At 66.7% G+C, this 12921-nt stretch carries 13 protein-coding genes, 2 tRNA genes and 1 riboswitch; all 15 genes read left to right on the plus strand.

Annotated elements, in window-relative coordinates; all coding sequences use genetic code 11:
• Window positions 1-145: 145 nt before the first annotated feature.
• Window positions 146-243, plus strand: a riboswitch (TPP riboswitch).
• 48 nt (window positions 244-291) lie between these two features.
• The 15 genes from BM372_RS06410 to BM372_RS06480 all read left to right on the plus strand — a co-directional run bounded on the left by BM372_RS06410 (window position 292) and on the right by BM372_RS06480 (window position 12908).
• On the plus strand, window positions 292-1908 hold the full coding sequence (locus BM372_RS06410; protein WP_143111440.1) for a bifunctional hydroxymethylpyrimidine kinase/phosphomethylpyrimidine kinase: 1617 nt from the start codon (window positions 292-294) through the stop codon (window positions 1906-1908).
• Window positions 1909-2276: 368 nt separating this feature from the next.
• Entirely contained in the window at window positions 2277-2585 is a 309-nt protein-coding gene (rplU, locus tag BM372_RS06415; RefSeq protein WP_090953333.1) for a 50S ribosomal protein L21, read from the plus strand.
• A gap of 60 nt (window positions 2586-2645) precedes the next feature.
• On the plus strand, window positions 2646-2909 hold the full coding sequence (gene rpmA / locus BM372_RS06420; RefSeq protein ID WP_009372867.1) for a 50S ribosomal protein L27: 264 nt from the start codon (window positions 2646-2648) through the stop codon (window positions 2907-2909).
• A 116-nt stretch (window positions 2910-3025) separates the two neighbouring features.
• Complete coding sequence (gene obgE, locus BM372_RS06425; RefSeq protein ID WP_090953335.1) at window positions 3026-4615, plus strand: GTPase ObgE; 1590 nt, start codon at window positions 3026-3028, stop codon at window positions 4613-4615.
• Window positions 4605-5750, plus strand: coding sequence for a glutamate 5-kinase (gene proB, locus BM372_RS06430; protein WP_090953755.1), 1146 nt, complete (start codon window positions 4605-4607; stop codon window positions 5748-5750). Before obgE ends, proB begins: the two co-directional genes overlap by 11 nt.
• Before the next feature lie 26 nt (window positions 5751-5776).
• Window positions 5777-7144, plus strand: a complete 1368-nt coding sequence (locus BM372_RS06435; RefSeq protein ID WP_090953337.1) for a glutamate-5-semialdehyde dehydrogenase — start codon at window positions 5777-5779, stop codon at window positions 7142-7144.
• Between the two features lie 80 nt (window positions 7145-7224).
• Window positions 7225-7464, plus strand: a complete 240-nt coding sequence (locus tag BM372_RS06440; protein ID WP_090953339.1) for a hypothetical protein — start codon at window positions 7225-7227, stop codon at window positions 7462-7464.
• Window positions 7465-7519: 55 nt separating this feature from the next.
• Window positions 7520-8203, plus strand: coding sequence for a nicotinate-nucleotide adenylyltransferase (gene nadD, locus BM372_RS06445; protein ID WP_371261713.1), 684 nt, complete (start codon window positions 7520-7522; stop codon window positions 8201-8203).
• Between the two features lie 7 nt (window positions 8204-8210).
• Complete coding sequence (locus tag BM372_RS06450) at window positions 8211-9407, plus strand: hypothetical protein (RefSeq protein WP_090953343.1); 1197 nt, start codon at window positions 8211-8213, stop codon at window positions 9405-9407.
• Window positions 9408-9538: 131 nt separating this feature from the next.
• The gene (gene rsfS / locus BM372_RS06455; protein WP_090953345.1) at window positions 9539-9940 is read left to right on the plus strand and encodes a ribosome silencing factor; all 402 of its coding nucleotides are present in this window, start codon (window positions 9539-9541) and stop codon (window positions 9938-9940) included.
• Between the two features lie 153 nt (window positions 9941-10093).
• Window positions 10094-10166: transfer RNA gene (locus BM372_RS06460), tRNA-Ala, on the plus strand.
• 200 nt (window positions 10167-10366) lie between these two features.
• Window positions 10367-10442 (plus strand) — tRNA-Ala (locus tag BM372_RS06465).
• Between the two features lie 158 nt (window positions 10443-10600).
• Window positions 10601-11422 (plus strand): amino acid ABC transporter substrate-binding protein, encoded by an 822-nt coding sequence (locus BM372_RS06470; protein ID WP_177235917.1) that lies wholly within the window; start codon window positions 10601-10603, stop codon window positions 11420-11422.
• Between the two features lie 36 nt (window positions 11423-11458).
• A complete protein-coding gene (locus tag BM372_RS06475; protein ID WP_090953349.1) occupies window positions 11459-12124 on the plus strand; it encodes an amino acid ABC transporter permease in 666 nt (221 codons plus the stop codon).
• The gene (locus BM372_RS06480; protein WP_090953351.1) at window positions 12111-12908 is read left to right on the plus strand and encodes an amino acid ABC transporter ATP-binding protein; all 798 of its coding nucleotides are present in this window, start codon (window positions 12111-12113) and stop codon (window positions 12906-12908) included. The genes BM372_RS06475 and BM372_RS06480 overlap by 14 nt, the downstream gene beginning before the upstream one ends.
• Window positions 12909-12921 lie beyond the last annotated feature (13 nt).

Here is a 12921-nt window from a genome sequence, read left to right on the forward strand (position 1 = left end):
TGCTGACGGACTCCTTCGGCTGGCTGTTCCCCTCCGCTACTGGTGGGGCAGCGGGAACGGGTCCGGAGGGGCGTAACACTACGTCCCCTCCGGCCCGGTCCCGTTCCGCCGTTAAAGGGGCGCGCGGGGGCAACGGCTAGGCTGGAGCACTGACACGGGGTGCCGCGCATCGGGCCGGCTGAGATCCAGACCCGTTGAACCTGTCCGGTTAGCACCGGCGAAGGGATGTCTGACTTGTCCGCAGCCAATTCGTCCGAGTTTGTGCGCAGTGATTTTCTGCACAGTGATCTTGTGACCAGTGATTTCCTGCCGGCGGCGCCGGCCCTGTCCGCGCCGACCCGTATTCCCCGCGTGCTGGCCATCGCCGGGTCGGACCCGTCCGGCGGGGCCGGGATCCAGGCCGACCTGAAGAGCATCGCGGCGAACGGCGGTTACGGCATGGCCGCCATCACCGCGCTGACAGCGCAAAACACCCGGGGCGTGAGCGCTGTCCACGTACCGCCGGCAGCGTTCCTCACCGCGCAGCTGGACGCCATCAGTGACGACATCGTCATCGACGCCGTCAAGATCGGCATGCTCGGCGACGCAGCAGTGATCGACGCCGTCCGCAGCTGGCTTCAAAAGGTGCGTCCCGCCGTCGTGGTCCTGGACCCGGTGATGGTCGCCACCAGCGGCGACCGGCTCCTGCAGGAATCGGCCGAGGCCGCCATGGCGTCCCTCCTACCAATGGCGGATCTCATCACGCCGAATCTGTCCGAACTTGCCATTCTGCTCCGGGAGCCGGTCGCGGCCGACTGGGCGGAAGCCCTGGCACAGGGCAAGCGGCTGGCCGCCCTGGCCGGCACCACCGTCCTGGTTAAGGGCGGACACCTCAAGGGCGGCCGGCCTGGCGGTCCGCTGCAGGACGACGGCGCGGATGCCGGGAACGATGCCGGAAGCGCCGCGGCCGGCTGCCCGGACGCGCTGGTCAACACCGGGGGCCTGCTGGGCCAGGAGACCGTGGTGGTGCCGGGGGAGCGGATCGACACGCGCAACAGCCACGGCACCGGCTGCTCGCTGTCCTCGGCCATGGCCACGGTGCAGGCCCGGGTCGGGGACTGGGAAGCGGCGCTGCGGGAGGTCAAGCCGTGGCTGCTGGGCGCGCTGCGCGAAGCCTCGGCCCTGGACGTCGGCACCGGCAACGGCCCGGTCCATCACTTCCACCACCTGCAGGGCCCCACGCACGGCGGCCACACCCTGGCCGGCCAGGCCCCGGCGGAGGGCGAGTTCGCCGCGGCCCTGCGCGCGGGTGCCACGGAAGACCTCGACGCCATCTACGCCCTGGACTTCATCCGCGGACTCGCCGACGGCACCCTGCCCGAACATGAGTTCGCCTACTACCTCGCCCAAGACGCCATCTACCTTAACGGCTACTCCCGGGTCCTGGCCCGCGCCGCCGCCATCGCCCCCACCGAGGCAGAGCAGCTGTTCTGGGCCCGCTCGGCACAGACCTGCCTCGAGGTCGAGTCCGAGCTCCACCGTTCCTGGCTCAGTACCCGCCCTGCAGCGCCCGCCCTGGGCCCGGTCACAAAATCGTACGTGGATCACCTGCTGGCCACCTCGGTATCGGGGAGCTACGCGGTGCTCGTGGCGGCGGTCCTTCCGTGCTTCTGGCTCTACGCCGAAGTCGGGTCCACCCTGCACCGGGAGTTCCTAGCCGGCGGCGCCCCCGGGACGAACCCCTACGCCGGGTGGCTACGGACCTACGCCGACGAGGACTTCGCCGCCGCCACCCGGCAGGCCATCGCGTACACGGACACGGCGGCCCGGCAGGCCTCCGCCGGCGAGCGGCAGGCCATGGCCCTGGCCTTCCAGCAGTCCTCGCGCTACGAAGTGGACTTCTTCGACGCGCCGAGGCTGTACGCCTGACTCCAGTGGCCGCCGCAGCCGGTAGGATGGTGGGGCACGGTTCCGGAAGTCGTTGCGGCGCTACAACATCAAGACAGCATCAAACACGTTGTGGTGCCTATCACGGACTACCCGCCGGAACCAGCCTCATTTGCGGCCGAAGGCGAAATTAGCGTATTCTAGATCTTCGGTGCTTACGCCAACACTTGGGTTATGACCCCGAGAGCTGTCCGCTTGGAATTCCAACTGGATATGTTCCGGGGATAGCTCATGGGTTCCCCCGGGGAACCCACCGGCGTTGAGGCACAGCGTGAGCCGGTCCAAACAGTTTGGCCCCAGGTTCCGCACGCAAATCTAGTAATAAACGTCGAGAGAAGTGAGTTCCCCAAGTGGTGTACGCGATTGTCCGCGCAGGCGGCCGCCAAGAGAAGGTTTCCGTTGGAGACTTCGTTACCCTGAACCGCGTCGCCGGTGGAGCCGGCAGCACCATTGAGCTGCCCGCACTGCTCCTGGTTGACGGCGAAAAGGTCACGTCCGCTGCCGCGGACCTGGCTAAGGTAACGGTTACGGCTGAGATCCTCGAAGACCTCCGTGGTCCGAAGATCGTCATCCAGAAGTTCAAGAACAAGACCGGCTACAAGAAGCGCCAGGGTCACCGTCAGGAACTGACCAAGGTCAAGATCACCGGTATCAAGTAACTTCGCGTTACTGTTCAGGTTTTCAACAGATTCCCCAGAATTTAAAGGCAGGCAATTCAAATGGCACATAAAAAAGGCGCGAGTTCCACCCGCAACGGTCGTGACTCCAACGCTCAGTACCTCGGCGTCAAGCGCTTCGGCGGCCAGGTAGTTTCCGCAGGCGAGATCATCGTCCGCCAGCGCGGCACCCACTTCCACCCGGGTGCAGGCGTAGGCCGCGGCGGCGACGACACCCTGTTCGCTCTCACCCCCGGCGCCGTCGAGTTCGGCACGCGCCGTGGCCGTCGCGTTGTGAACATCGTGGCTGCTGCAGCTGCAGAGTAACAGCAAGTTTTCAATCGGTGGAGCGGGCCAATAGGTCCGCTCCACCGGTGTTTTAACCGCATTACAATCAACTTGGGCCCTTCCGGGGTCCGGTGAACAGCACTGAGGAGATCCACGTGGCCAGCTTTGTAGACCGGGTAGTACTGCACGTATCCGGCGGTACCGGCGGCCATGGCTGTGTCTCCGTGCACCGTGAAAAATTCAAGCCCCTCGGCGGTCCCGACGGCGGCAACGGCGGCAACGGCGGCGACGTCATCCTGCGCGTCGACCCGCAGACCACCACCCTTCTGGACTACCACCACGCACCCCACCGGCACGCCACCAACGGCGGCCCCGGCATGGGCGACTGGCGCGGCGGGAAGAACGGCGAGACCCTCATCCTTCCGGTGCCCGAGGGCACCGTCGTCAAGTCCAAGTCCGGTGAAGTCCTCGCCGACCTCGTAGGCGAGGGCGCCGAGTACATTGCCGCCGCTGGCGGCATCGGCGGCCTCGGCAACGCTGCGCTGTCGTCGCAGAAGCGCCGGGCCCCCGGCTTCGCGCTGCTCGGCATCGAAGGCGAATCCAGCGACATCGTCCTGGAACTGAAGTCCATCGCGGACATCGCCCTGGTCGGCTTCCCGTCCGCCGGCAAATCCAGCCTTATCGCCGCGATGTCCGCCGCGCGGCCCAAGATCGCCGACTACCCCTTCACCACCCTCATTCCGAACCTGGGCGTCGTCCAGGCCGGTGACGTGCGCTTCACCATCGCCGACGTCCCCGGCCTGATCGAGGGCGCCAGCGAGGGCAAGGGCCTGGGCCACAACTTCCTGCGCCACGTGGAGCGCTGCGCCGCCCTGGTGCACGTGCTGGACTGCGGAACCCTGGAATCGGACCGCGACCCCCTCTCCGACCTCGCCATCATTGAGGCGGAGCTCGAGAAGTACGCCGTGGACATGAGCTATGCCGGCACCGACGGTGAAGTGGTTCCGCTGAACCACCGCCCCCGCCTGGTGGCCCTGAACAAGGTTGACCTGCCTGACGGCAAGGACATGGCCGAGTTCGTCCGCCCCGAACTGGAATCCCGCGGCTACAAGGTCTTCGAAATTTCCGCAACGAGCCACGAGGGCCTCCGCCAGCTCGGCTTCGCCATGGCCGAGATCGTCAAAGCCGCCCGCGACGCCGTCGCCGCGACCCCGCCGAAGGTGCAGGCGCCCGTGCTGCGCCCCCGCGCGGTCAATGAATCCGGCTTCAGCATCCGCCGCGAAGAAAAGAACCTCGAGCCGCTGTTCCGCGTCCTTGGCGAGAAGCCGGTGCGCTGGGTCAAGCAGACCGACTTCACCAACGAGGAAGCGATCGGCTACCTGGCAGACCGCCTGGCCAAGCTCGGCGTCGAAACTGAACTCTTCAAGCAGGGTGCCAAGCCGGGCGACACCGTGGTCATCGGCGAGGACGACGGCGTCGTCTTCGACTGGGAGCCGACCATGATGGCCGGCGCCGAACTGCTGGCCTCGCCGCGCGGCACCGATGTGCGCTTCGCCGAAATCGGCGACCGCCCCACCCGCGGACAGAAGCGCGAAGAGCAGCAGGAACGCCGCGACGCCAAGGCCGCTGCCCGCGCCGAACTGGAGGCCGAGCGCAAGGCCGGCATCTGGACCGAATCGGTCAGCCGGCGGCGCGCCCCGCAGCCGCTCAAGGAGAGTGGACTGGGCGCAGCCGATGACGAGTAGCACCGCGGCGCGGGCCAGGACTGCGCCGGACCGCACGGCGCTCTCAGGGGCCCGCCGGATCGTCGTCAAGGTGGGCTCGTCCTCGCTGACGTCCCTCAGGGGCGGGATCTCGGAAGAGGCCCTGACCGACCTCGCCGACGCCCTGGCGCACAAACGGAACGCGGGCGCGGAAATCATCCTGGTGTCCTCAGGTGCCATCGCGGCGGGGCTCGCCCCGCTGGGGCTGGAGAAGCGTCCCCGCGACCTCGCCACCCAGCAGGCTGCCGCCAGCGTGGGCCAAGGCTTGCTGATGGCACGGTACACGCACGCGTTCGGGGCGCATGGCGTCACGGTCAGCCAGGTGCTCCTGACGGCGGACGACCTCGTGCGGCGCAGCCAGCACACGAACGCGTTCCGCGCACTGGACCGCCTCTTGAACCTCGGTGTCGTCCCGGTGGTCAACGAAAACGACACCGTGGCCACGCATGAGATCCGCTTTGGCGACAACGACCGGCTCGCCGCCCTTGTGGCGCACCTGGTCCGCGCAGACGCGCTCGTGCTGCTCTCCGACGTCGACTCGCTGTACGACGGCCCGCCGTCGCATGGTGCCAGGCGGATTCCGCACGTATCCGGCCCCCACGACCTTGAAGGCGTCTCGATCGGGAGCACCGGCAAGGCCGGCGTGGGCACGGGCGGCATGGTCACCAAGGTCGAAGCCGCCAGCATGGCCGCGGGTTCGGGGATCCACGCCCTCGTGACCTCGACGGCCAACGCGGCCGCCGCGCTGGCGGGGGAGGACGTGGGCACGTGGTTCTCCGTCAACGGCTCACGCAAACCGATCCGCCTCCTGTGGCTGGCCCACCTGGCGTCGGTGCACGGCACCCTGGTGCTCGACGACGGCGCGGTGCAGGCTATCCGCGACCGCCGCACCTCGCTGCTGCCGGCCGGGATCGCCGCGGTGAAAGGCCACTTCGAGGCAGGCGACGCCGTGGAGATGGTCTCCGCCGACAACACCGTGATTGCGCGCGGGCTGGTGAACTATTCGGCCGCGGAACTACCCCAAATGCTGGGCCGCTCAACGCGGGAACTGGGCAAGGAACTGGGCCGCGGATATGACCGCGAAGTTGTTCATGTTGACGATCTGGTGCTGGTCTAGGTCGCCCGCTCGCCTAAACTGAAAGCATGACTGAGGCCCTGACTTCTCCCGCCGTGCCCTCCGAAAACTCGGCGTCTGCCGAAAACGCTGCGCCTGTGCTGCAGAACCCGGCAGTTGCAGGGGTGCCTGCGGAAACAGACGTCGAGGCCGCCGTGCACGCCATTGCTGACCGGTCGCGGAACGCTGCCCGCAAGATGGCCCACGCGAACCGGGCCTGGAAGGACCGCGGCTTGCGCGCCATCGGCAAGGCGCTGCTCGATCACAAGAGCCACATCCTGGCCGCCAACGCCAAGGACGTCGCGGCCGAACGGGCCAACGGCACCGGCGCCGCACTGCTGGACCGCCTGACCCTGAGCGATGCGCGGATCGCTGCCCTCGCCGCTGCCCTGGAAAACCTCGCCACCCTGCCGGATCCGGTCGGAAACGTGGTCCGCGGCCAGACGCTCCCCAACGGGCTGCGCCTGCGGCAGATCAACGTGCCCATGGGGGTGGTGGCCGCAATCTACGAGGCGCGCCCCAATGTCACGGTGGATATCGCCGGCCTGGCACTCAAGAGCGGCAACGCCGTGATCCTGCGCGGCGGGTCCGCCGCCGCCGCCACCAACGCCGCGCTTGTCACGATCCTCCGCGAGGCGCTGGAATCGGTGGGCCTTCCCGCAGACGCCGTCCAGACCGTGGACCAGTACGGCCGCGACGGTGCCAACGTGCTCATGCGGGCGCGCGGCCGCGTGGACGTCCTCATTCCCCGCGGTGGCCGCGACCTCATCCAAACCGTGGTGACCAACTCCTCCGTTCCCGTCATAGAGACCGGCGAGGGCAACGTCCACATCTTTTTGGATGCTTCCGCCAGCGAGGAAATGGCCGTGGACATCCTCCTCAACGCCAAGACCCAGCGGCCCAGCGTCTGCAACACTGTGGAAACGCTCCTGGTGCACTCCGAGTCCACCGTCCTGCCCGCTGTGGCCGCCGCCCTGCGTGCCGCGGGGGTGACCTTGCACGCGGACGGCCGGGTCCGGGCCGCGCTGCCGGCGTCGATCGAGTCAGTGCCCGCCACGGATGAGGACTGGGCTACCGAATACATGGACCTGGACTTGGCCGTCGCCATGGTGGACAGCCTGGACGAGGCCGTCAAGCACATCCGCAAGTGGTCCACGGGCCACACCGAAGCCATCCTGACCAACGACCTCGCCAACGCCGAACGCTTTATCGCCGAAATTGATTCGGCGGCCGTCATTGTGAACGCCTCCACGCGATTCACCGACGGCGGCGAGCTGGGCCTCGGGGCGGAAGTGGGGATTTCAACCCAAAAACTGCATGCCCGCGGCCCGATGGGATTGACGGAGCTGACCACCACGAAGTGGATCGTGCAAGGCGAGGGCCAGATCCGGGCCTAACAACGCTGTAACATGGAACGGAAGACCGGAACGGCGGACACCTCCGCCGTCGTCAAATTTAGAACTTACTAGGGGAGAACATGCTTTCGCAGCAGATCGCCACTTTCGTCGCCGCCGCTGGCGAATCAGGCAGCGAGGAACTCGCGCCGCTCATCGCACCGCCGTTTGTCATCGGTGGTGCCATGTTCCTGGTCCTCGTTGTCCTGCTGTTGATCACGCTGTCCTACTCCAACCTGGGCAGGCGCCACGCCGTGGTCGACGAGCACGCTGATCCGCACCGTCAGCACCCCAACAAGCACGATCACGGCCAAGGTCACTAATATTTCCGCCACCATGAGGCAGCGCGGCGCCGAGCGCCGCCTGCGTCTGGGTGTGATGGGCGGCACGTTTGATCCGATCCATCACGGACACCTTGTCGCGGCCAGCGAGGTCGCGGCTAAGTTCGAGCTCGACGAAGTCGTGTTTGTTCCCACCGGCCAGCCTTGGCAGAAGACCCATAAGCAGGTCAGCGAGGCCGAACACCGTTACCTGATGACAGTTATCGCGACGGCCTCGAATCCGAGCTTCACCGTGAGCCGGGTGGACGTGGACCGGCCGGGCCCGACCTACACCATCGACACCCTGCGCGACCTCCGGACCCTGCGTCCCGACGCCGATCTCTTCTTCATCACCGGTGCGGACGCCTTGGCCCAGATCCTGTCCTGGAAAGACATCGATGAGCTCTGGTCGCTGGCGCATTTCGTAGGTGTCACCCGGCCCGGGCACGTTCTGGACGGCATGGGCCGCAAGGACGTCAGCCTGCTCGAGGTTCCCGCCATGGCCATTTCCTCCACGGACTGCCGCACTAGGGTGGCCGAAGGCAACCCAGTCTGGTATCTCGTTCCGGACGGGGTGGTCCAGTACATCGCGAAATACGGCCTGTACCACACGCATCCCCAGGCCGGCAGCGGCGATGGCGCGGGCACAGACGCTGGGGCCACCAGCACCGGAAGCGGCGCGGCTGACCCGGCACAGCACGATCCAGCGTTCGAGATAACCCAACCAGCCAGCACTGAATGAGTTTGCCATGAGTCAGGAACAGCCTCCCATCCGCAGCCGCCGCGAATTGCGGCAGGCCAGAGATGAACGCCTGGACACTGGGCGACCGGAAGAGCCGACCGAGGCCGAAATCACCGGCCGGAGCCGTCGGGTAGCGGACGCTCCCGTGGACTCTGTGCGTGGCGCGGAACGGTCCTCGCAGGTGCGTGCCCGGGACCGTGCCGCGCTGCGAACCATCAAGGAGCTGGCCGAGAAGGAAGGCCACCTGGCGCAGGGAGGCCCGCCCACGCGGCGCCAGCTGCGGCTTTTGCAGCTGGCAGCCGAAACCGCGCCCGCCACCCAGGCCAACACCATTGTCCCGGCCAACCCGCGGACGCGGGCCACGCCCGTGGTTTCGCCCGCCGGGAAAGATGCCCCGCAGAAGGACGCGCCCCGCAGCAGCCCGGGTGCCGCGGCATCCAAGGATGCCCCGCAGAAGGACGGCGTCGGGCCAGGCGGGAAGACGCCGGAGGGCATGACGGTCGAGCAGGCGCTGGCCGCGCGGGAGCTCCTCGCGGAGCAGGCCCGGAACCAGATGGCCAAGATGGAGCACATCGCGGCCACGGATCCCGACGCCGTTGATCCGGCCGTCCTCGCCGAGCAGATCGCTTTGGCCGAGCGCGCCGCGGTACTGAACCGCCGTGCCGCCGCCAAGCAGAAGCTCGCGGAACAAACGAGCCAGCCCGCGGCCCCGCGCAATGATCCCGCCACGGCTGACAACCTGGCCATGGTTACACCCTTGGAATTTGAGAAGGTTCCCGGCGTGGAGCGGCCCGTCATGAAGCGCCCTGCCACGTCGTATGTCCCGGTTGCCACCAACCCCGGTCCGCGCGTGGACTCGCCCCGCAAGCCCGGCCTCCGCAGGCCCGGTCCGTCCCGGCAACGGGCTGCGGGTCCGGCGGCCGGCCGGGCCGGCGTCCTGGCCCGCGCGGAAGCTGTCGCCAAGGCCGGAGCGGTGCGGCCGGCAAGTTCAGCGCCGGTCGCCGCGGGGGAGGGGGACGAGCGCTTCGTTGCCGCGGAACCCGTCGCCGCGAATTCCGCCTACGGCCTGGATCCCCTGGACGCCGCCACTGCCGGCTTGGGCCGGGCGCGGCGCCTGCGCATGCTCCAGGTGGGCGTCCTGGTCCTGGGGGTCGTTGCCCTCATCGCCGGCATCACGCTGATCGTTACAGGGCTGGCCCGCTAGCCGGTCGTTACCGTTTGTCGTCCGGAACAGTGGGTTCCGTGCCCATGGGGCCTTTCGCCACAGCGTTCCACGAAGGACGCATCACTACAGAATTTCCATCACTTCAGAGCTTTATCACCACAAGGAGTCCCGTGACTGCAACCGATTCATCCATTACTACCGCCCGCCACGCAGCCCGCGCTGCCTCGGAGAAGCTTGCCGACGACATCGTGGCCCTGGACGTCAGCGAACGGCTGGCCCTCGCGGACGTGTTCCTGATTGCCTCGGCCCCGAGCGAACGCCAGGTCAACGCGATCGTAGACGGCATCGAGGACGAGCTCGCCAAGTTTGACCAGAAGCCCGTCCGCCGCGAAGGCCGCTCCGGCGGGCGCTGGGTGCTGCTGGACTACTCAAACGTCGTCATCCACGTCCAGCACGAGGAAGACCGCGTTTTCTACGCCCTCGAGCGCCTCTGGAAGGACTGCCCCGTCGTCGATCTCCAGCTCGGTGATGACGCCTCCGCCAAAGCCACCGCCAGCACCGACACGGAGTAGCAATCCCGGGGACCGAGAGGACCGGCAGGGCGAATATGCCCGATTTGGAATTTTCGGCAGGCTGGTCTAAGATATTTGAGTTGCTCCGGAGAAATCCGGATGGAAATCCCGGATTATCTGCGCTTGCGGGCGTGACCGGAGCAGCGAAAATCTGGGGCTGTGGCGCAGCTGGTAGCGCACCTGCATGGCATGCAGGGGGTCAGGGGTTCGAGTCCCCTCAGCTCCACCGGATGATCCGCCGGAATCGCAAGATTCCGGCGGATTTTTTTGTGCCGGATCCCTGACCGCTAGCCCGCCTCGCCCGCCCCCGGATTGCCCGGGCGATCCCGCGGTCGGCACGCATCAGCGCGCCGATTGGCGCAAGCGGCAATTGTGGTTTAGGCTATTCAGGTTGCTTCACGGAGGACCTAACTCCCGGGCAAATGAGGGGCTGTGGCGCAGCTGGTAGCGCACCTGCATGGCATGCAGGGGGTCAGGGGTTCGAGTCCCCTCAGCTCCACCAAAACAAGGGAACCACCGGAGGCGGTGGTTCCCTTTTTTGTACCGCTGAGTCGGTACCAAAATTTAGTACCCATGGCCCGGAACTTGCTATCGTCGCTAGGAGAGGGCCGCTCTGCGGCCGAGCTGAGGGGCCTTGCGGCTCCACGACGAAGGGCCATCATGAAGCGCACCGGACTTTCCGTTATCGGACTAATTGCAGCGGCAGGACTCGCCCTGACGGGTTGCGGCTCGGCCTCCACCAGTCCGTCCAGCTCCGCTCCGGCGGCCGGCGCAGACACCTCCTTGAGCGACGTCAAGAGCGCGGGGGTGCTCAAAGTCGGCACGGAAGGCACGTACCGGCCGTTTAGTTTCCACGAGAACGGCAGCGGTGACCTCACCGGGTACGACGTCGAGATCATCAACGCGGTCGCCGCGAAGCTGGGCGTGAAGCCGGCCTTCCAGGAAACGCAGTTCGACGCCATCTTTGCGGGCCTGGACGCCAAACGCTTCGACGTCGTCGCGAACCAGATTTCCATCACGGACGAACGCAAGGCCAAGTACGATTTCTCCACCCCGTACACCGTCAGCACCGGTGTCATTGTCACCAAGGCCGACAACAGCAGCATCAACTCCTTCGATGACCTGAAGGGCAAGACCACTGCGCAGTCCTTGACGAGCAACTGGTACAAGCTGGCGCAGCAGAGCGGCGCCAACATTGAGAACGTGGAGGGGTGGGCGCAAGCGATCACGCTACTCAAACAGGGCCGCGTCGATGCAACCATCAACGACAAACTGACTTACCTGGACTACCAGAAGACGGACCACGACACCGGCATCAAGGTCGCCGCCGAGACCACGGACAAATCGCTGAGCGCCCTCGCCCTGCGCAAGGGATCAACCAGTCTCACCGACGCCATGAACAAGGCCCTCGGAGAACTGGCGGCTGATGGCACGCTGACGAAGATTTCCCAGAAGTACTTTGACGCTGACGTATCCAAGTAGCACCGTGGGAGCCGTCGAGAAACGTCGCGTCCGGGCATGACCGTCAACTGGGCACTCGTGTGGGAGTCGCTGGGCCCGCTCCTGTCGGGCGCGATTTTCGGCACCATACCCTTGGCGCTGGCCTCGTTCGGTCTGGGCCTCATCCTGGCCCTGCTGGTGGCCCTCATGCGGCTGAGCCGCAATCGCCTGGTCTCCGCCATAGCGCGGACCTACATCTCGATCATCCGCGGTACCCCGCTCCTGGTTCAGTTGTTTGTCATCTTCTACGGACTTCCCTCCGTCGGAATCACCATCAGCCCCTGGCCCAGCGCGATCATAGCGTTCTCCCTGAACGTGGGAGGCTACGCGGCCGAGGTCATCCGCGCCGCCATCTTGTCCGTCCCCAAGGGGCAGTGGGAGGCCGGCCACACCATCGGGATGTCGCGCCGGCAGACCCTGGTGCGGATCATCCTGCCGCAGGCCGCCCGGGTGTCGGTCCCGCCGCTGTCCAACACCTTCATCAGCCTGGTCAAGGACACCTCACTGGCTTCCCTGATCCTCGTCACCGAATTATTCCGCCAGGCGCAGCAGGTGGCTGCCTTCAGCCAGGAGTTCATGCTGCTGTATCTCGAGGCGGCAGTCATCTACTGGGTCATCTGCCTCGTCCTCGCCGGCGGCCAGTCCGCCCTGGAGAAGAGATTGGACCGCTATGTCGCCCACTGACTCCCCGCAGCCCGACGCTGCCGTTCCTGAGGACGCCCTCCTGACCGTCCGGGGGCTCCGCAAAGCATTCGGCGACCATGAAGTGCTGAAATCCATCGACCTGGACGTCCGCCGCGGAGAAGTCGTGACGCTGATCGGCCCCTCCGGGTCAGGCAAAACGACAGTCCTGCGGTGCCTCAACGGACTCGAAGTGCCCGACGCCGGCGTCGCGGAATTCGCGGGGCAACTGACCGTCGACTTTTCCACGCCGATGGCGAAGAAGCAGGTGTACGGTCTGCGCGACCGCAGCGCCATGGTGTTCCAGCACTACAACCTCTTCCCGCACAAGACCGTTTTGGAGAACGTGATCGAAGGCCCGGTCCAGGTGCAGAAGCGGGCAAAGGCCGAGGCGATCCAGGAAGCCCGCGATCTGCTGAAGCGCGTTGGGCTCGCCGGCAAGGAGAACAGCTACCCCTTCGAGCTCTCCGGCGGGCAGCAACAGCGCGTGGGCATCGTCCGCGCCCTTGCCCTCCGCCCGCAGCTGTTGCTCTTCGACGAGCCCACCTCGGCGCTGGATCCCGAGCTGGTGGGCGAGGTCCTGACCGTCATCAAGGAGCTGGCGGAGGAGGGCTGGACCATGGTGGTGGTCACCCACGAGCTCGCGTTTGCCCGCCAGGTGGCCGACGAAGTCATCTTCATGGACGGCGGCGTGGTGGTCGAACGCGGGCACCCGGATATCGTGCTGCGCGACCCGCGGGAGGAACGCACCCGGCAGTTCGTCGACCGGCTGCTGAACCCGTTCTAAGCGCGGCCCGGTG

This window comes from Arthrobacter sp. ov118, assembly GCF_900116495.1.
Classification (GTDB): Bacteria; Actinomycetota; Actinomycetes; order Actinomycetales; family Micrococcaceae; genus Arthrobacter.